General features: G+C 61.9%; 18 protein-coding genes. 9 read left to right on the forward strand and 9 right to left on the reverse strand.

Annotated elements, in window-relative coordinates:
- Positions 1-18 precede the first annotated feature (18 nt).
- Complete coding sequence (locus tag RZS28_RS14325) at positions 19-522, reverse strand: CoA-binding protein (RefSeq protein WP_407338411.1); 504 nt, start codon at positions 520-522, stop codon at positions 19-21.
- A gap of 346 nt (positions 523-868) precedes the next feature.
- Between RZS28_RS14325 and rplM the strand changes: the two genes are divergently transcribed.
- The 3 genes from rplM to argC all read left to right on the forward strand — a co-directional run bounded on the left by rplM (position 869) and on the right by argC (position 2,847).
- Positions 869-1,339: a 50S ribosomal protein L13 gene (gene rplM / locus RZS28_RS14330; protein WP_407338412.1), complete on the forward strand. Its 471-nt coding sequence runs from the start codon at positions 869-871 to the stop codon at positions 1,337-1,339.
- A gap of 2 nt (positions 1,340-1,341) precedes the next feature.
- A complete protein-coding gene (rpsI, locus tag RZS28_RS14335; RefSeq protein WP_407338413.1) occupies positions 1,342-1,818 on the forward strand; it encodes a 30S ribosomal protein S9 in 477 nt (158 codons plus the stop codon).
- A 108-nt stretch (positions 1,819-1,926) separates the two neighbouring features.
- Entirely contained in the window at positions 1,927-2,847 is a 921-nt protein-coding gene (gene argC / locus RZS28_RS14340) for an N-acetyl-gamma-glutamyl-phosphate reductase (protein ID WP_407338414.1), read from the forward strand.
- A gap of 705 nt (positions 2,848-3,552) precedes the next feature.
- On the opposite strand, the gene RZS28_RS14345 is transcribed toward argC, so the two are convergent.
- Positions 3,553-5,559: a PHA/PHB synthase family protein gene (locus RZS28_RS14345; RefSeq protein WP_407338415.1), complete on the reverse strand. Its 2,007-nt coding sequence runs from the start codon at positions 5,557-5,559 to the stop codon at positions 3,553-3,555.
- 445 nt (positions 5,560-6,004) lie between these two features.
- On the opposite strand from RZS28_RS14345, the gene RZS28_RS14350 reads away from it, so the two are divergent.
- Both RZS28_RS14350 and RZS28_RS14355 read left to right on the forward strand, forming a co-directional pair.
- Positions 6,005-6,385, forward strand: a complete 381-nt coding sequence (locus RZS28_RS14350) for a hypothetical protein (protein WP_407338416.1) — start codon at positions 6,005-6,007, stop codon at positions 6,383-6,385.
- 271 nt (positions 6,386-6,656) lie between these two features.
- Positions 6,657-7,832: a phosphoribosylamine--glycine ligase gene (locus tag RZS28_RS14355; RefSeq protein WP_407338417.1), complete on the forward strand. Its 1,176-nt coding sequence runs from the start codon at positions 6,657-6,659 to the stop codon at positions 7,830-7,832.
- 39 nt (positions 7,833-7,871) lie between these two features.
- Here RZS28_RS14355 and RZS28_RS14360 read toward each other — a convergent pair whose 3' ends face one another.
- From RZS28_RS14360 to bioF, 3 genes are all read right to left on the reverse strand, one after another.
- Positions 7,872-8,333: an SRPBCC family protein gene (locus tag RZS28_RS14360; protein WP_407338418.1), complete on the reverse strand. Its 462-nt coding sequence runs from the start codon at positions 8,331-8,333 to the stop codon at positions 7,872-7,874.
- Positions 8,334-8,518: 185 nt separating this feature from the next.
- Positions 8,519-9,193: a dethiobiotin synthase gene (gene bioD / locus RZS28_RS14365; RefSeq protein WP_407338419.1), complete on the reverse strand. Its 675-nt coding sequence runs from the start codon at positions 9,191-9,193 to the stop codon at positions 8,519-8,521.
- Entirely contained in the window at positions 9,175-10,368 is a 1,194-nt protein-coding gene (gene bioF, locus RZS28_RS14370) for an 8-amino-7-oxononanoate synthase (protein ID WP_407338420.1), read from the reverse strand. The genes bioD and bioF overlap by 19 nt, the downstream gene beginning before the upstream one ends.
- A 142-nt stretch (positions 10,369-10,510) precedes the next feature.
- On the opposite strand from bioF, the gene RZS28_RS14375 reads away from it, so the two are divergent.
- On the forward strand, positions 10,511-11,794 hold the full coding sequence (locus RZS28_RS14375; RefSeq protein ID WP_407338421.1) for an adenosylmethionine--8-amino-7-oxononanoate transaminase: 1,284 nt from the start codon (positions 10,511-10,513) through the stop codon (positions 11,792-11,794).
- Between the two features lie 10 nt (positions 11,795-11,804).
- Here the strand turns inward: RZS28_RS14375 and RZS28_RS14380 are convergent, their stop codons facing one another.
- Complete coding sequence (locus RZS28_RS14380; protein WP_407338422.1) at positions 11,805-12,017, reverse strand: hypothetical protein; 213 nt, start codon at positions 12,015-12,017, stop codon at positions 11,805-11,807.
- A gap of 288 nt (positions 12,018-12,305) precedes the next feature.
- On the opposite strand from RZS28_RS14380, the gene parC reads away from it, so the two are divergent.
- Positions 12,306-14,561, forward strand: coding sequence for a DNA topoisomerase IV subunit A (parC, locus tag RZS28_RS14385; RefSeq protein ID WP_407338423.1), 2,256 nt, complete (start codon positions 12,306-12,308; stop codon positions 14,559-14,561).
- Positions 14,562-14,617: 56 nt separating this feature from the next.
- Here the strand turns inward: parC and RZS28_RS14390 are convergent, their stop codons facing one another.
- Positions 14,618-15,358 carry an arginyltransferase gene (locus tag RZS28_RS14390; RefSeq protein WP_407338424.1) on the reverse strand — a complete coding sequence of 247 codons (741 nt, stop codon included), beginning with the start codon at positions 15,356-15,358 and terminating at the stop codon, positions 14,618-14,620.
- Between the two features lie 94 nt (positions 15,359-15,452).
- Entirely contained in the window at positions 15,453-15,926 is a 474-nt protein-coding gene (locus RZS28_RS14395; protein WP_407338425.1) for an RDD family protein, read from the reverse strand.
- A 376-nt stretch (positions 15,927-16,302) separates the two neighbouring features.
- Between RZS28_RS14395 and RZS28_RS14400 the strand changes: the two genes are divergently transcribed.
- On the forward strand, positions 16,303-16,968 hold the full coding sequence (locus RZS28_RS14400) for a M15 family metallopeptidase (protein ID WP_407338426.1): 666 nt from the start codon (positions 16,303-16,305) through the stop codon (positions 16,966-16,968).
- A gap of 69 nt (positions 16,969-17,037) precedes the next feature.
- Complete coding sequence (locus RZS28_RS14405; protein WP_407338427.1) at positions 17,038-17,457, forward strand: secondary thiamine-phosphate synthase enzyme YjbQ; 420 nt, start codon at positions 17,038-17,040, stop codon at positions 17,455-17,457.
- 9 nt (positions 17,458-17,466) lie between these two features.
- Here RZS28_RS14405 and RZS28_RS14410 read toward each other — a convergent pair whose 3' ends face one another.
- A complete protein-coding gene (locus tag RZS28_RS14410; protein ID WP_407338428.1) occupies positions 17,467-17,784 on the reverse strand; it encodes a hypothetical protein in 318 nt (105 codons plus the stop codon).
- Between the last annotated feature and the right edge of the window lie 114 nt (positions 17,785-17,898).

A 17,898-nucleotide genomic window follows, 5' to 3' on the forward strand; every position in this document is an offset into this window, starting at 1 on the left:
TCGAAGAGGCGCAGCAGGTCAGGTTCGTGGTCCGCCGCGCTGCTTTGGCCGAGCCTCTGTCTTGCGTGCCGCCTCAGATCCGGCGAGGAGACGCCCATATTCGATCTTGGGGCAACGGTCCATGACGACCTTTACGCCTTTCGCTTGCGCCCGCGCCGCGGCCGCGTCGTTCCGGACGTCGAGCTGCATCCAGATCGCTTTCGGGAGAGGCTTGAGCGCGAGCGCCTCGTCGACGACGGCGCCGGCCGCCTCGGAATTTCTGAAAATATCCACCATGTCGATCGGTTCGTGAATATCCGCGAGGCTTGCCACGAAAGGCGCGCCATGCACGGAATTGCCGGCAAGGCCGGGATTGACTCCGATCACGCGATAGCCATGCGCGAGGAGAAAGGCCAAGACGCCGAAAGAGGGCCGCGTCGGCTTGTCGGACGCGCCGACGATCGCGATCGTCTTCGCCTTGCGGAGAATATTGCGCAGGAAAGCGTCTGAATAGGTCAAGGCGTCAGATTCGTGGCTGCTCATCTCAGCTTGTCTGCGTCGATCCTGGGCGAATGTGGTCGCCGCATTTTATTCGAGACTAACGCGGCTGCGGACGATGTCGATCGAAACCATTGGGAAGAGAGCCGGGCGGCGGCGCCTGGCTATGCTGCTCCCTTGAAGTTTTTGGTCGCGCTTTGGGCCATGCGTCATTTTTTGGAATAAAATCGCAAAATACGGTATAATGATACCGTATTAGACAAGTTATTGGTTTTTTTGGTAGTAGAGCCTATTGACTGACTTAAATCACACGAATACAAGGCGCTTACTAGCGTCGAGGTTCTCGCGACTGCGCCATCGCTCGCGCTGGACCCCGTATGGAGCCGCTCTTATGTATGGCAAGACTTATTCCGCCAAGGCGGCGGATATCGAGAAAAAATGGGTGGTGATCGACGCCAGCGGCCTCGTCGTCGGCAGGCTCGCCTCATTGATCGCCTTGCGCCTGCGCGGCAAGCATAAGCCGACGTTCACGCCGCATCTGGACGATGGCGACAACATCATTGTCATCAACGCCGAAAAAGTGGTTCTGACCGGGCGCAAGCGCGACGACAAGGTCTATCATTACCACACCGGCTATCCGGGCGGCATCAAGGAGCGCACGGCCAAATTCATCCTTGAAGGGCGCTTCCCCGAACGCGTCGTCGAAAAGGCGGTGGAGCGCATGCTGCCGCGCGGTCCTCTCGGCCGCCAGCAGCTCGGCAATCTCCGCGTCTACAAGGGCGCCGAGCATCCTCACGCCGCCCAACAGCCGGCGACGCTCGATGTGGCGAGCCTGAACCGCAAGAACGCGAGGCTTGTCTGAGCATGATCGAGACTTTATCTTCGCTTCAGGATCTGAAGAGCGCGGCGACCCCTGTGCAGGAAGCGCCGCATTATGTTCAAAAGCTCGATCCGCAAGGTCGCGCCTACGCCACAGGCAAGCGCAAGGATGCGGTCGCCCGGGTCTGGATCAAGCCCGGCACAGGCAAGGTCACGGTGAACGGCCGCGCCCTCGAAGTCTATTTCGCGCGTCCCGTGCTGCGCATGATCTTGCAGCAGCCGCTCGGCGTCGCCAAGCGCGTTGATCAATATGATCTGACAGTCAGCGTCGCAGGCGGCGGGCTGTCGGGGCAGGCGGGCGCGGTTCGCCATGGCCTTTCCAAGGCGTTGGTCAATTTCGAACCGGAACTGCGAAGCGCCCTCAAGAAAGAAGGCTTCCTCACCCGCGACTCGCGCGTTGTCGAACGCAAGAAATACGGCAAGAAGAAAGCCCGCCGGAGCTTCCAGTTCTCGAAACGCTGAGCCGCGGTTTCGCGAATATTCCAGATCGAGGCGGCCACTGGCCGCCTTTTTCTTGAGCAAGCGCTGACCCATTCTAAGGAAGGGATCCAGCCGAAAGGCCGATGAGCCATGCCTGCGAAAGTCTTCATCGACGGCGAAGCCGGAACCACGGGGCTGGGCATCAGCGCGCGGCTGGCGGATTGCCCTGGCATAGAACGCAGGAGCTTGGCGCTGGAGCAGCGCAAGGATCCCGACGCCAAGAAGGCGCTGATGGAAAGCGTCGATGTCGTCGTGCTCTGCTTACCCGATGACGCGGCGCGCGAAACAGTCGCGCTGGCGAAGGCCATGGGCGACAGGGCCCCCCGCATTCTCGACGCCTCGACGGCGCATCGCGTGGCGGAGGGTTGGACCTATGGCTTTCCCGAACTTGCAAGCGGCCAGCCGGAGGCGATCAGGACGGCGCGGTTCGTGTCCAATCCCGGTTGCTATGCGACCGGCGCGATCGCGCTGTTGCGGCCCTTGGTCGACGCCGGCCTTATCCCGTCTGATTTTCCGGTCGCGATCAATGCCGTTTCCGGATATTCGGGCGGCGGCAAGACGATGATCGCCGATTATGAGCGCGGTCATGCGCCGGCCTTCGAAGCCTATTCGCTCGGCCTCGAACATAAGCACGTGCCGGAAATTCAGCGCTACGCCCGCCTGGATCGCCGGCCGATCTTTGCGCCGTCGGTTGGCAATTTCGCCCAAGGCATGCTGGTCTGCGCGCCGATCTTTCTCGACGATCTGCCGGGACGGCCTAAAGGGGCCGATCTTGAGGCCGCGCTCGCCGCCCATTATGCGGGAAGCCAATATGTCCGGGTGATGCCGGCGGAGGCCTCGGGCAGGATCGAGCCGGAATCCCTCAATGGAACCAATGATCTGGAGTTGCGTGTTTTCGCCAGTGAGGGGCGCCGTCAGGCCGTCCTCATCGCGAAGCTCGACAATCTCGGCAAAGGCGCGTCAGGCGCGGCGCTGCAAAATCTGGAGCTGATGCTGCAGGGCGACGCCTGAATCCTCATCGATCGCGGACACATGCGGGCGGATGGGGAGTCTCGGTCGCGGGCCGGCGCGCAATCATGTTCGCGAGCTGTCCCATCGCTAGACGCGGCTCGAAAAAGGCTTCGCGCAATAGGGCCGCCATGGCGGGCTACGCCGGGCGGGTGCGACAAACTGTACGACGATTCCATGAATAAATCAGTTGCCAAAATATCGCTAATGTGGAATTCGACGCGGCAAGCTTGCTTCAAGCCAAATTAAGCAGTCGCCTGACCCAAGCGCGCGCCGAAGAACGACCGCGCCATTGGATCAGGCTTTCTCTTTCGATCACAAAAAGCGACAAGCATAGGAGGTTGCGCCATGGTACAAGTCAGCTCGTGCGAAGCGAAGGATTTTGCTTCACGCGTCATGCTGCGCCGGCGGTTTGTTGGGCTGTTTTCAAGCCGCCAGGTCAGGTCGACTGTAGCTATTCTAGCGTTATTTGGCTGCGTGACTCTATCGGACGGCGCCTATGCGCAAACAAGTTCTCAGGCCGCCGCGTCACCCGAGGCTTGCCTGGCGAAATGCACGGCTGACCAGGCGCAGTGCATAGCGGGTCAGAGCTCAGAGGAGCTCTGCGCCTATGATCTCAAGGCGTGCAAAAAGGACTGCGAGAAGCACTGATCGCAGCGAAGCAATAAGTTGAACAACGACCCATGGGGCGCGGCGCGGCCCATGGCGTCAGTAGCGAACCCGCACGTATTCGCCGGGGGCATCGCAGATCGGCGGAAGCTCGCCGTCGCCCGGCAGGCGGGCTGGAACTTTCTCCGGCGATTGCCGCGTGATCCAGTCAAGCCAGTCAAGCCACCAGCTGCCTTTTTGTTCTTTGGCGGCCTTGAGCCAATCCTCAAACTCGCCGGTAGGCGGGCCACCCAGCCAATAGGGATATTTCGGCTTGCTCGCCGGGTTGATGACCCCGGCGATATGGCCTGACCCGGTGAGCACGTAGCGGACGTCGCCGCTGAAAAATTTGGCGCCGATGAACACGGATTTCGCCGGCGCGATGTGATCCTCCCGCGTCGCCAGATGGTAGATCGGCAGTTTTACCTTGGAGAGATCGAGGGTCTTGCCGCCGAATGCGGCTTCGCCTTTCGCCAGCCGGTTTTCAAGATAGCACTCGCGCAGATAGGCGAGATGATTGGCGGCCGTCATCCGCGTCGAATCCGAGTTCCACGCCAAGAGGTCGAAAGCGAGCGGCGGCTTTCCCTTCATGTAATTATTGATGACGAAGGACCAGATCAGATCGTCGGGCCTAAGCATGTTGAAGGCGTTGGCCATGGCCGATGCGTCGAGATAGCCCGTCGCCGCCATTTTCTCTTCCATCGCGCGCAGCTGTTCCTCATCGACAAAGACCTTGAGATCGCCGGCATGGCTGAAATCGGTCTGGGTCGTGAAGAAGGACGCGCTTTCGATCCGCTCTTCGCCGAGTTCCGCCATATAGGCGAGCGTCATGGCGAGCAAAGTGCCGCCGATGCAATAGCCGATAGCGCTCACTTTTTTCTCGCCGGTCGCCTTCTCTATGGCGTCAATCGCGGCGAGAATGCCCTCGCGCATATAATCTTCGAAGCCCTTGTTGCGATGGCGCGAGTCCGGATTGACCCAGGAGATTATGAAAACCGTGAGGCCCTGCGATGCGGCCCAGCGCACGAAGCTTTTTTCCGGCGAAAGGTCGAGGATGTAGAACTTATTGATCCATGGCGGAATGATCAGCAACGGTCGCTTGTAGACCGTGTCGGTTGTCGGCGCATATTGGATCAATTCAATGAGATCATTGCGATAAATGACCTTGCCGGGGGTCGTCGCGAGATTCACGCCGACTTCGAATTTCGAGGAATCGTAGCGGCGGATTTTGAGCGTGCCTTTGCCGGCCTCGATGTCCTCGGCGAGAAAGGCGGCGCCGCGGACGAGATTGTCGCCGTTCGAGGCCCAAGTTTCCTTGAGCAGCTCGGGATTGGTGGCGAGGAAATTCGAAGGCGATAGGGCGCTCGAGATCTGCCGCAGGTAGAATTTCGCCTTGTGGCGAACCTGAGGATCGAGATCTCCCGACCGATCGACGAGATCGCTCGCCCAGCTGGAAACCATTGCATGGGCTTGCCGAAGAAAGTCAAAGAGGGGGCTTTCGCGCCATTCCGGCGCGGCGAATCTCTTGTCGGCGGGGTCATAGGGAATGATCGGATTTTCCGTTTCGCCCGACATTCGGCGCAAAGTATGCGCCCAAAGGGCGATGAAATTGGCGGCAAGCGCGGATTGCGCCTCGACCGTTCGACCTGGATCGCTGAGCCAATGCTCCGCGACGCGGCCAAGCGAACGAACCGCATCGCCCACTTCGGTTGAAAGATCGCTTTTGACTTCGCCGGGCTCGGCCGGTCTGAGAATGGACGCGAGCGCCTTGCCGCTTTGCTCGACGAGCCGCGCCACATTGTAAGTCAGTCGTTGATAATCCGGCCTGACCGCGCCTTCGGCTTCGCTCGAGGGTTTCGCCGCCGCGGGCGGAGGCGCGGCCGTCGCGGCATGGGCGTCGAGGGCGGCTTGCGGCGCCCCATTGCGGATCTCGATCGCGTCCGCCAAGGCCTGGGCCTTCTTATCAGCCGCCGCCTTTACCCTCGACCGCTTCCTGCCGACGGCTGCGGCGCGGCTTCTTTCCCGGCGATCCTCGGTCCCATTGCCGAGGGTCCTTTTCGAGCTCATGGCGTCTTTGTCCGATTTGGCTATTGTTGAAATAGGCTACGGTGGAGAGCTATAGGGCGCGCGGCAAGAGAGATACGACAAAAGGCGGCCGCACTGCGCATCATATTTCGAGAAAACTGTCGCCGAACTCGGGAAGGGTCGTCGAGACCGTCTGTCAATTCCGCCACCTTTATCTCATGGATGGGGGCTTTTCTTGGACAGGGCGGCGCGCCGTTCTCCCTTCCGTCGTTCCGGCGGCCCAGGCGCCCGCCCGCCAAAAGAAAGCTTGTTAAGCACATGATATATAGCGTATTCCCGTGCGCATGAAAGGTCCCTGCCGCTGATCAGGCTGTCCCGCTTCGGTCACAATGGGCATGTAAGCGTGGGAAAGGGCGTTCAGACGGAGACGCACGACTACTCGGATCGCGGACGAATGACACCAAACTTGCTTCAGCATCGAGCGGGCATGGCTCTTGTCCGGACTGCGGCGCTGTGGGCTTTTCTCTTCGCCTGCCCGGGGCTCCATGCCGAAGACGAGAAAAAGACCGGCGGCTCGCCGCTCGATACGATCATGCACACGAAAATTTGGGCCGACGTGCCGGAGGCGAAGGACTTCGTGCGTCAGTCCCGGCGGCCGAGCGAGGATCTCGACTATCAGCCGGTGACGGGCGCCGATCCGACGCGGCCGACGCCGAGGAGCAAGTCGGAGCTCGAAGCGCTGAAGAGCGAGCTTGAAAGCGGCATCGCCCATAATGAAGCGAGAGCCGGACGGCGCAAGCAGGCCAAATCTTCTCCTGCGGCGAATGCGCAAAAGGCCAAGACCGTCGAGGAAGCCCGGCCGAACTGAGGCGGCGACGCTCTCGGCGGAAATCGAAGGGTCCGCGGGCCCGGTTGTGCTCCGCGGAGACGAGTTGGCATCGCCCTTGCCTCGTGCTGCTCCTGGAATTCGTTAGCTTGCTGCTTTATGCATGCCGCGGGTCATCGAGGTCCGAGGCCAAGCGGGTTTCCCCTGCCAAGGGGAGCCTTTTAGATTTTAGTGTCTTTCGGCGGTTCTTGAGTTCGGGCGCATATTTTGGGCTTGAGGCATCCCGCTTATGCGTGTCGATGAGGGAGGCGCAATGCGAGTTCTGGTGATAGGCGACGGCGCGCGCGAGCATGCGTTGTGCTGGAAGCTCGTGGAGTCGCCTCTGGTCGACGAACTCTATTGCGCGCCGGGGGGCGATGGCGTGGCCGTCGTCGCCGAATGCGTGCCGATATCCCCTTCGGCTCTGCAAACCCTTCTCAGCTATTGCGACGAAAACGACATTGAATTCGTGATCGTCGATTCCCTCGCTGCGATCGAAAACGGCCTCGTCGATATGTTAAACCGCAACGGCTATCCGGCCTTCGGGCCGGACATGGGCGGGGTCAAGCTGGAGATCTCGAAGTCCTTCGCGAAAGAATTCTGCCAGCGGCGCGACATCCCTTCGCCGCGTTTCGCCTGTTTCGAAAACTCCGACGCGGCTATGCGTTTTTTGGACGAGATCGGTCTGCCCGTCGTGATCCAGCCAGACCGCGCCGTCGACCGCGCGAAAGTCGCAATCTGCCGGACGCGGGCGGACGCTGAGGCGGCGATCGCCGCGCGATTGTCCAAGCCGGACGCCGGCGCGATCGTCATTGAGGAGTTCCTGGATGGGGAGGAAATCAGCTACGCGGTGATCACCGACGGAAATGTCGTGCTTCCGCTCACCTCGACGACGCCGCGCTGGGACGGCGAGGCGACGCCTTCCCGACCCGGCTGCCTGTCGCCTGCTCCCGCGGTGACGCCTGAGATCGAGCGGGAGATCGTCGAGCGCATTTTTACTCCGACTGTCGAGGGGATGAAGGCCGAACGGAGAATGGCCAAGGGCCTGCTCTCCGCCAGGATCATGTTGACGCCCGAGGGGCCGAAAGTCCTTGATTACAAGGTTCGCTTGTCCGACCCTGACTGGCAGGCGATCGTGTTGCGCCTGCAAGGCGACCTCATGCCCGCCTTGGTCTCCTCCTATGACGAGATGCTCTACCGCTTCAATCCGTTTCGCTGGCACGACGAAGCCGCCGCGGTTCTCGTCATCAAGACCGATGGGACGCTCGATTCGGAGAAAGTCGCGACTGCGGTCGACGCGGCGGAAATTGCCGACAGCGATATCGTGGTGTTCCAATCCTACCAGGATCGCGAGCTAGGGGTGACGGCGGGCGGCAAGGATCTTGACGATATGCGCAAGCGCTTGCGCGCCGCCGCCGAGCGGATAGAGCAGGTGCTGCAAGCGAGTTGAAGGGAGGTCTTTCGCCCTTTTCAAGAGCCGCCGCGAAGGCTACTCGTCGAAATCGGGGATCATTTTGTTCAGCGTCCGCACGATGCTCTGCGCGCCTTTGGTCATCGCCTCATAGCAGCCATTCGATTCCTCGCTCGTATCGAAGCCGTCATGATCGAAGCGGACATGCGTCCCGCCGTCGGGATTGGGGGCGATCGTCCAGGTCGCCATCGTGTCGATATAGCGCCCGAAGGCCTTCAGCTCGGGGTGGCCGCCCTTCCAGGCGAAGGAGATCTTTTGCTGCTCCTCGACTTCGAGGACCTGGCATTGAAATTCGCCATCCCATCGTTCGATCGGCCGGCTGCGCAAGGTGAACTTATGGCCGAACTCGGGCACCAAGTCGTTCTTCATGAACCAAAGCGCGATGCACTCCGAATCCGTGAGCGCCCGCCAAACTTTCTCCACCGGATAGGGCATGTCCGCTTCCACGACAATGGAGCGTTTTTCTGCTGTTTCCGTCACGCGTCCATCTCCTCAAAGTGCCGCCGCTCCGCGCCCGACCAAGAGCGCTGGATCGCAGCGAAAAGCTGCCGCCGGCAGGGGTTTGTCTTTGGCGGCCCAAAGGAGGCCGCGCCTCGCTTATGCGTGATTTCTAAGGCATGTTTTGTGCCATCGACCATGAACGGTGCGACCGACGATGCGAGCCCTTACAGAAGCGCGGCTAGGCGCGCAAAGACGGCCTCGTTCTCGGCCGCCTCGCCATGCCGTCGCAAAGCCAGCAAGGGGCTCTTCACGAAATGGCCTAGGGTCGCCATTGTCGCGTCAAGCGCGACCGTTGACGCCGGCGTTTCGCTGATCGCGACAGCCCGCAGCTCAAGCCCGCGATGGAGCAGCACGTCGATCCCGGACAAAATATGGCTGATCGCGCCGAGATAGCTGCCGCCGACGAAGATCAGCGGCAGGCCGAGCCGCGCCATCACATCGAGCGTCGTGCAGCGATCGTCGAGCGGGACCATGACGCCGCCGACGCCTTCGATCAGCAAAACGCCGTCCGCCGCTGTGATCGCCGCTTGGCAGAAGCGGATCACGCCTTGGGGATCCATCGTCCGGCCTTCGGCGCTCGCCGCCATGTCGGGCGAAAGCGGCGCGCGAAAGCGCCAGGGGGAGATCCGCGCGAGTTCCTTATCGGTGACGCTGCGCCCGAGCGCTTCGAGAAGAATGGCCGGATCGCTGCCAGACGGCGCGACGGGATCGAAGCCGCTGACGATGGGTTTCAAGGCGTCCACGGCTTGTCCGCGCCCGCGCAAATGACGGATGAGGCCCGCAGTCACGAACGTCTTGCCGACGTCCGTGCCGGCCCCGGTTATGAAGAGGGCGGACACCGCTCCGGCTCCTTTCGCGCCGGCTTGAAAGCGGCGAGCGCGCGCACCGCTTCGGCGAGCCGCGCGATCTCTTCATCCGGGTGCGCGGCGGTGAAGGCGAAGCGCAGGCGCGCGGTTCCGGCCGGAACGGTCGGGGGCCGGATCGCCGCGACGAGAAAGCCTTGCTCGGCCAATCTGCGCGAGGCCTCCAAAGCCGCTTCCGGCTCGCCGACAATGATCGGAACGATCGGGCTTTGCGCTTCGGCAAGGCCGAGCCGCGCGGCGAAGGCGCGGGCCTTTTCGAGCGGCCTTCGCGTCAGAGCGGGATCAGACTCGATAATGTCCAAGGCCGCGATCGCGGCCGCCGCCATGGCGGGCGGAAGGCCGGTCGAATAGATGAGCGTGCGCGCCCGCGTCTTGATCAGGTCGATCACCGGCCGCGAGGCGCATAAATATCCGCCATAGCCGCCGATAGCCTTGGACAATGTCCCCATTTGCAAAGGAACATCCGCCGAGGCGCCGGCGGCGAAAGCCGAGCCGCGCCCATCGCCAATGACGCCGAGCCCATGTGCGTCATCGCTCATGAGCCAGGCGTCATAAGAGGCGCAAAGCGCGCCGAGTTCGCGCAAGGGCGCGAGATCGCCGTCCATCGAGAACACGCCGTCGGTGACAAGCAGGGCGCGGCGGAACTTTGCGCGGTCACGGGCGAGCAAATCCTTCGCGTGAGTGACGTCATTGTGCCGAAAGACTAACGTCTGCGCCGGCGACAATTGGGCGCCGGCCCAAAGGCAGGCATGGGCGAGCTCGTCAATCAGTATGAGGTCCTGCGTCCCGGCGAGCGTCGGGATGATGCCGGCATTGGCGAGATAGCCGGAGCCAAAGACGCAAGCGGCCTCAGCTCGCTTGAGGCGGGCCAGTCGGGCTTCAAGCTCATGGAGCAAAGGATGATTGCCGGTGACGAGACGCGAGGCGCCGGCGCCGACGCCATAAAGCTCGATCGCTTGGGCGGCGGCGGCTTTGAGCGCGGGATGATGGGTGAGGTTCAGATAGTCGTTGCAGGAAAAGGACAAGAGGCGGCGTCCGTCCCTTGTGATGTAGAGGCCGTCCTCTCGGACGCTTTCGACCAGCGCGCGGCGCAGATGGGCGGCGTCGAGTTCGGCGAGCTTTTGGGAGGCGAAATCATCCAGGGATCGCATCGGCGGTCTCGAGGGGCTTCGTTGACGCAGCCAGGCGGGAAGGCTAGTGCCTTCGCCAGCGATGCGGACGCCGGTTCGCCGCGAATATAAGCCCGAAATCAGAAATCAAAAGCCGGAGCCGGCGGACCGGAGGCGAACTGACATGAGCGGCGATCCGCCGGATTGGTTCTCGCAAGGCATGCCGCATATCTGGCTGCCTTACACCCAGATGAAGACGGAAGCGCCGCCGCTTCCGGTCATTCGCACCAATGGCTCGCGCATAACTCTCGCCGACGGCCGCGAGCTGGTCGATGGGATCGCAAGCTGGTGGACCGCCTGCCATGGCTATAACCATCCGCATATCCGTGACGCCGTGATCCGCCAGCTCGGCGAGATGCCGCATGTCATGTTCGGCGGACTCGCGCATGAGCCGGCCCTTACCTTGGCGCGGCGGCTCGCGGCTCTGCTGCCGGACGGCCTCGATCGGGTTTTCTTCTCCGACAGCGGATCGGTCGCCGTCGAGGTCGCGATGAAAATGGCGGTGCAGTTTTGGCTGAACCAAGGGGTTAGCCATCGCACCCGCTTCCTCGCCTTCAAGGGCGGCTATCACGGCGACACTTTCGCGACCATGGCGGTCTGCGATCCCGAAGAGGGGATGCACACCCTTTTCGCCGATGTCTTGCAAAAGCAGGTCATCGCCGATCTGCCAGTTGACACGTCAAGCCGCGAGGCTTTCAACGCGCTTGTCGATCATCATGCGCAAGAGCTTGCCGGCATAATCGTCGAGCCTCTTGTACAGGGCGCGGGCGGAATGCTGTTTCATGACGCCGATGTTTTGCGAACGCTCAGGGCAGCGGCGGACCGGCATGGCCTCCTTTTGATCTTTGATGAGATTTTCACAGGCTTCGGACGCACCGGAGCCATGTTCGCCTGCGAGGCGGCGAATGTCGTTCCGGACATTGTCACGCTGTCGAAGGCGCTGACCGGCGGCACAATGGGGCTCGCCGCGACGATCGCCAAAAGCTCGGTCTTTGACGCTTTCGCGTCGGACGAGCCGCAACGTGCCTTGATGCATGGCCCGACCTTCATGGGCAATGCGCTTGCCTGCGCCGCGGCCAACGCCTCGCTCGATCTTTTTGCGACCGAGCCGCGCCTTGAGCAGGTCGCGCGGATTTCCGCCGCGCTCTCGCGCGATCTCGAACCCTGCAGGGATCTTCCCGGGGTGCGCGACGTGAGGGTCAAAGGCGCGATCGGCGTGGTGGAGCTTGATCGAATCGAGGATATGGGGGAGTTGAAGCGCCGCTTTGTCGCGGCGGGCGTTTGGGTGCGCCCTTTCCGCAATATTGTCTATCTGACGCCGGCTTTCATGATCGGTGAGGAGGATCTGAAGCGCCTCACCGATGCGATTGTCTCGGTCTTGAAGGATTATTGTCTTGGCGCCCGATAAGCGGGGCCTCTCAGTCGTCTGCGCAGACGAGGCGGGTTTCGGTCCGGGTCACACCATAGCCTTCGTCGAGCGCGATCTCGCGGCTGACGCAGTTTTTGCCTTGGGCTTCGGCCATTTGGGCCGATTGCGCCTCGGCGTTGGACGCCTCGGGCGTTCCGGAATAAGCCAAAAATATCACCGCGAAAGTCACTGCCAAACCAAAAATTGAAGCCACTCTGTTCATGTCGGTTCCATTCCAAAAGCCGGGCGTCAAGGCAATGACGCAGCTTCAGCCGCTATAATGCTTAAGCTTCGTTGAGGTTCCGTCGGTGTGGCCCCGCACCCCGCGTGGCGCCCTGGCAAGCCCGTGTCTTCTAGCCGAGGGCCTCGCGCCGATCTAGTGCGGGGCGGACACAGCAAGCACTGCCGGAGAGGCGAAAACCGGTTCGAAAGGCGCCGGTTCTGTGGCTAAAGGCGTCACGAACAAAAAGAGAACTTGCGCTGCCGCGGGCCGTCGTTTAGGCCTTGGCGCATGGGAAAGAATGTTCAGCCTCCGGCGCCGCCGACTCCAAGCGGCGGCGCCGAACTCGTCAATCTGCGCGATGCGCTGGAGGAGCGCTATCTCGCCTATGCGCTCTCGACCATCATGGGCCGGGCTTTGCCCGACGCCCGCGATGGCCTGAAGCCCGTGCATCGGCGCATTCTCTACGGCATGCAGATCCTGCGTCTCGACCCCGGCGCGCCTTTCAAGAAATGCGCGAAAATCGTCGGCGACGTGATGGGCTCCTTCCATCCGCATGGCGATCAGGCGATCTACGACGCCCTCGTGCGGCTCGCCCAGGATTTCTCCTCGCGCTATCCGCTCGTCGACGGGCAGGGCAATTTCGGCAATATCGACGGCGATAGCGCAGCCGCCTATCGCTACACCGAAGCGCGGATGACGGATGTCGCGCGGCTCTTGCTCGAAGGCATCGATGAGGACGCGGTCGATTTTCGCGACAACTATTCGGGCGACCAGAAGGAGCCCGTCGTCCTGCCCGCCGCCTTGCCGAACCTGCTCGCCAATGGCGCGCAGGGAATCGCCGTCGGCATGGCGACCTCGGTCCCGCCGCATAATCTCGCCGAGCTTTGCGACGCGGCGCTTTATCTGATCGCGCATCCGAATGCGACCGTGGATCAATTGCTGAATTTCGCGCCGGGGCCGGACTTCCCGACCGGCGGCATTATCGTTGAATCGAAAGAGTCGATCGCCGAGACCTATCGCACGGGGCGCGGCTCTTTCAGGCTGCGGGCGCGTTGGTCCAAGGAGGAAAGCGCGCGCGGAGCATGGGTCATCGTCGTCACCGAAATTCCCTATATGGTGCAGAAGTCGCGGCTCATCGAAAAGATCGCCGAGCTTTTGAACGACAAGAAGCTGCCGCTTGTCGCCGATATCCGCGATGAGTCCGCCGAGGATGTGCGCGTCGTCATCGAGCCGCGCGCGCGCACCGTCGACCCCGAAGTCTTGATGGAGCAACTCTTCAAGCTGAGCGAGCTCGAGACCCGGTTTCCGATGAACATGAACGTGCTCGTCGACGGCGTCCTGCCGCGCGTCGTGTCGTTCAAGGAGGCCTTGCAGCAATGGCTCGACCATCGCCGCGACGTGCTCCTGCGCCGTTCGCGGCATAGGCAGGCCGAGATCGAGCGGCGGCTGGAAGTCGTCGCCGGCATGCTCATCGTCTTCCTCAATCTCGATGAGGTGATCCGAATCATCCGCGAGGAGGAGGAGCCGAAGGACGCTCTGAAAAGCGCGTTCGAGCTCTCCGATTTACAGGCGAATTACATTCTCGACACCCGGTTGCGGAGCTTGCGCCGGCTCGAGGAAATGCAGCTTCGGCGCGAGCATGACGATCTCGTCAAGGAGAAGCGCGAGATCGAGCGATTGCTCGGCGATGAAGTCAAGCAATGGAAGACGATCGCCGCGCAAGTCCGCGAGCTCAAGAAGAAATATGGCCCGGAGACTAAGGACGGCCGGCGCCGCACGAGTTTCGGCGAAGCGCCCGATATTGCGTCGGCGGATTTTGCCGAAGCTATGGTGGAGCGCGAGCCGGTCACCGTGGTCGTTTCGGAAAAGGGCTGGATCCGCGCGCTCAAGGGCCAGGTCGCGGACCTCTCGAACCTGCAGTTCAAGGGCGACGATCGGCTTTATGTTTCGTTCTTCGCCGAGACCACGTCCAAAATTCTCGTGCTTGCGAGCGGCGGCAAGGTTTTCACCCTTGACGCCGGCAAGCTTCCGGGCGGGCGCAGCCAAGGCGAGCCCATCCGGCTCTTGGCCGATATTGGCGAGGGCGAGACGATCAGCGCGGTGTTCCCTTATGCGCCCGGTGCGAAAATGCTGGTGTCGGCGAGCGATGGGCGCGGGTTCACAGCCTCGCAGGATGAGATGATCGGCGGCACGCGCAAGGGCAAGCAGCTCATCAATGTCGATGAGCCCGCGAAAGCGGCGCTCGTCGTCGCGGCCGAGGGCGACCATGTCGCCGTGATCGGGGAAAATCGCAAGCTCCTGGTCTTTCCGCTCGATCAGGTCCCGGAAATGGCGCGCGGCAAAGGCGTCCGGTTACAAAGATACAAGGATGGCGGCATAGCCGACGCCAAGGTTTTCATCCTCAAGGAGGGGCTGTCCTGGCAGGATTCCGCCGGACGGACGTTCACCGTTGGTGCGAGCGAGCTGAAGGATTGGATCGGCAATCGCGCCGAAGCCGGGCGGCTGCCGCCGCGCGGGTTCCCGAAGAACAATCGGTTCGGGTGAAAAACGCCAACGCATCTTTATCTGGTTTATCTGGTGATGCGTCGGACGCGCCGGCGCTATTCCGCCCGCTCCCAGCCGTTCATGCCGAGCCGCTCCTGCGGCAGGAAACGCGACTTGTAGGACATTTTCTGCGAACCCTCGACCCAATAGCCTAGATAGACATGCGGCAGGCCGAGACGCCGCGCCCGCTCGATATGGTCGAGAATCATGTAAGTGCCGAGCGAACGCTGCGGCTGGTCGGGCGCGTAGAAAGAATAGACCATCGAGAGCCCGTCGGCGAGGAGATCGGTCAGGCAGGCGGCGAGAAGCGGCTGTCCGCCGCGGCTATGCGCCCCGCCGGCGATGGAGCGATATTCGACAAGGCGGGTCTCGACATGGCTGTCCTCGATCATCATCGAATAGTCGAGAACCGTCATGTCGGCCATGCCGCCTTCGCCATGCCTCGTGTCTAGATAGCGGCGAAACAGCGAATATTGCTCCGAGGTCGGCTCGGCGCGTCCAACCGTCCCGACGAGATCAGCATTGTGTTCGAGGACGCGGCGGAAATTGCGCGACGGACGAAATTCATCGACCTTCACCCTGACCGAGACGCAGGCGCGGCAGTGTTCGCATGCCGGCCGATAGGCGATCGTCTGCGAACGCCGGAAGCCGGAGAGCGTCAGCTGGTCGTTCAGCGCCACGGCGCGGCCGCCGATCAAATGGGTGAAGACCTTGCGCTCCTGCCGATCCGGGAGATAAGGGCAGACGGAGGGCGCCGTCAGATAGAACTGCGGCGCGTCGCGCGGCTCTCGCGTCAAGCTGGTCGGCCCCTATGTCGAAGGTTCGGCTGCGGAATTCGCAGGCTAGCGCTTTCGGGGCCTGCTGCAAAGGACATGATGATGAGCCGATTCATCAAATTGGGCGCCGAATCACGATCACGCCGGCAAGAATATCGTGCAGACATCTTTTGCCTTCGGCGAAAAACGAAACAAGGAAAATCGGAAGAAACATCGTGCTGAAATAGAAGAGGACGGCGTGCACTGCAGCATTGAGGAAAGGAGTCCTTTGGCCATCAACGAGCCGCATTTCGAGGTCCATCGCCTGCATGCCGGGCGTCGCCATCCGCCAGCTTGAGATGGTCAGGCCATTGTAGAAAAAGGCCACCAAGGGAAATAGCGGCGGCAGGAGCAGCAACGAAAGCCCAAAGGTCAGGACGGCGAGGACCACCCAGAGCGCGAAGGACAGGATCGAGACGAGGACGAGGTCAAGAATGAGGGCGAAGACGCGCCGCGTCCGCACTCCGGCGAGCGCCTCGGGCGGAAGATAGGCCGGCACAAAAATCGGGGGCGGCGCCCCTCGTCGATCAAATCCGCTCCAGTCGCTCATCCTTCTGCTCCCAGCCTTGCGGTTCGCGCGGCGACGCCGAACCCGATATGCCGAAAGAGCGCGCCTTGGACAAATAGTCCAGACGCCGTCACGTTTCTTCGCGCTCCCCGGCGGGCCGATTTTGGCCGAGCACTGATGTGGTCGCGGCGAAACGGCGGCACAAGAGTACATGACGCTTCGTCGGCCCCAATGGGTCGAGGGAATTCCCAACTCAAAGTTCCCATCATTTGAGGCGTAAATGCGCAGACACATCCGATCGGCGCCGAGTTAATGGCTTTTTTTGATTGAGCCATGGCGTTAGCGCTGCTTTTGCTGCAAGCTCGGCCAGTCGAAAGGGCGGCGCTGCCGGAGCGCCCCCCGCAGGGATTCAAAGAGGATGAGCGAAGTTCATTCCGCCGCGATCACGCTGCTTACGCTTTGCTCCATGTGCGCGGGAGCCGCCGCCGGAGGGGGGCTGCCGCATGATTTCGTCCGGCTCGCCGATATTGCGCCCGGCGTCAAGCAAGACATGCGCTACGCCAGCGACAATAATTTCACCGGCCGTCCCGTGCCCGGTTATGTCGCGCCGCAATGCTGGCTGCGCCGCGAGGTGGCGGAGGCGCTCGCCGCCGCCCAGAAGGAGGCCGAAAGCGAAGGGCTCCGCCTCATCGTCTATGATTGCTACCGTCCCCAACGGGCGACCAAAGCCTTCATCGCCTGGGCGCAGGACGCCGCCGATCAGGCGATGAAGACGCTCTATTATCCAAATATCGACAAAAAGGCGCTGTTCGAGCTCGGCTATATCGCCAAGGCCTCCGCCCATTCGACCGGCCTAGCGGTTGACATCGGCATCGTAGGGCTCGATTTCGGCACGCCTTTCGATCTCTTTGACGAAGCCTCGGCGACCCGGAATCCCAATGTAGGAGCCGCGGCGAAAGCCAATCGCGCCAAGCTTTCCGCGCTGATGCAGCGGCACGGCTTCTCTAATCTGCCTCAGGAATGGTGGCATTTCGCGCTCGAAGGCGTGAAGGACGCGCCGCCGCAGGATTTCGAGGTGAGATAGGACGCGGCGAGACTTACGCGGACGCAATGGCCGCGCTGAATTCCCTTCTCAAGACCTTTCCGAGCCCTGATGCGGCAAGCACTCCATCACTTGCATGTTCCCACCAAAGGCAAAGGCCTTGTTGAGATCACCCGCGACGTGTCGAGCTGGCTGAGCGGGCAGAGGATCTCAACCGGCTTGCTGACCCTCTTTTGCCGGCACACTTCGGCTTCGCTCCTTATTCAGGAAAACGCCGACCCTGACGTCCGCGCCGATCTCTATGCCTTTTTCGAGGGGATCGCGCCTGAAGGCCGCGACCTTTATATCCACGCGACCGAAGGCCTGGATGACATGCCAGCCCATATAAGAACCGCGCTGACCCAGGTTCAGCTCGCGATTCCGGTCGAGTCGGGCCGAATGGTTTTGGGGACTTGGCAGGGCGTTTATGTTTTCGAGCACAGGCGCGCCCCGCATAGGCGCGAGATCGTGCTGCACCTCTTGGGCGAGTAGCTCCCGCCCTCAACCGGGACCGGCGAGCTCCGCCAGGGATGCGGCGATTTCGCCAACCTCTGGCCATTCGAGACGCAGCGGCGGTTCCGGGCCTTGCAGCAGCAATCCTTCCGGCGTCACTTTGGCCGAGAAATCCTTATCGCTTGCGATCGGGCTCATATAGATTTCGTCGACTGTGCTGTTGCCCTCGCGGACGGCTGCGAGCGCGCGGGCGAGCGTTCGCGCCTCTTCCGGCGTCAGATCGAACGAGAATCCGTCCGCGACCGTGACGCGGAGCATCGCGCCGAGCGCCCGATGCGTCACCGGGATAACCGAATTTCTGCTCATGGATCGCATCCAAAGCCAGGCCGACCAAATTTCGTCGGCAGGCTCCAGCCATGCCAGCGCCGAAGCGAATAGGGTCTAAGGCATTGTAGCGACAAGGCCAAGCTTTATTCGAAG

Origin of the sequence: Methylocapsa polymorpha (assembly GCF_045689225.1) — a bacterium.
GTDB lineage: Bacteria > Pseudomonadota > Alphaproteobacteria > Rhizobiales > Beijerinckiaceae > Methylocapsa > Methylocapsa polymorpha.

Excerpts from the sequence above, each read along its gene's own strand:
- RZS28_RS14325 (WP_407338411.1), bottom strand. The coding sequence starts at position 522 with ATGAGCAGCCACGAATCTGACGCCTTGACCTATTCAGACGCTTTCCTG.
- rplM (WP_407338412.1), top strand. The coding sequence starts at position 869 with ATGTATGGCAAGACTTATTCCGCCAAGGCGGCGGATATCGAGAAAAAA.
- rpsI (WP_407338413.1), top strand. The coding sequence starts at position 1,342 with ATGATCGAGACTTTATCTTCGCTTCAGGATCTGAAGAGCGCGGCGACC.
- argC (WP_407338414.1), top strand. The coding sequence starts at position 1,927 with ATGCCTGCGAAAGTCTTCATCGACGGCGAAGCCGGAACCACGGGGCTG.
- RZS28_RS14345 (WP_407338415.1), bottom strand. The coding sequence starts at position 5,559 with ATGAGCTCGAAAAGGACCCTCGGCAATGGGACCGAGGATCGCCGGGAA.
- RZS28_RS14350 (WP_407338416.1), top strand. The coding sequence starts at position 6,005 with ATGGCTCTTGTCCGGACTGCGGCGCTGTGGGCTTTTCTCTTCGCCTGC.
- RZS28_RS14355 (WP_407338417.1), top strand. The coding sequence starts at position 6,657 with ATGCGAGTTCTGGTGATAGGCGACGGCGCGCGCGAGCATGCGTTGTGC.
- bioF (WP_407338420.1), bottom strand. The coding sequence starts at position 10,368 with ATGCGATCCCTGGATGATTTCGCCTCCCAAAAGCTCGCCGAACTCGAC.
- RZS28_RS14375 (WP_407338421.1), top strand. The coding sequence starts at position 10,511 with ATGAGCGGCGATCCGCCGGATTGGTTCTCGCAAGGCATGCCGCATATC.
- RZS28_RS14380 (WP_407338422.1), bottom strand. The coding sequence starts at position 12,017 with ATGAACAGAGTGGCTTCAATTTTTGGTTTGGCAGTGACTTTCGCGGTG.
- parC (WP_407338423.1), top strand. The coding sequence starts at position 12,306 with ATGGGAAAGAATGTTCAGCCTCCGGCGCCGCCGACTCCAAGCGGCGGC.
- RZS28_RS14395 (WP_407338425.1), bottom strand. The coding sequence starts at position 15,926 with ATGAGCGACTGGAGCGGATTTGATCGACGAGGGGCGCCGCCCCCGATT.
- RZS28_RS14400 (WP_407338426.1), top strand. The coding sequence starts at position 16,303 with ATGAGCGAAGTTCATTCCGCCGCGATCACGCTGCTTACGCTTTGCTCC.
- RZS28_RS14405 (WP_407338427.1), top strand. The coding sequence starts at position 17,038 with ATGCGGCAAGCACTCCATCACTTGCATGTTCCCACCAAAGGCAAAGGC.
- RZS28_RS14410 (WP_407338428.1), bottom strand. The coding sequence starts at position 17,784 with ATGAGCAGAAATTCGGTTATCCCGGTGACGCATCGGGCGCTCGGCGCG.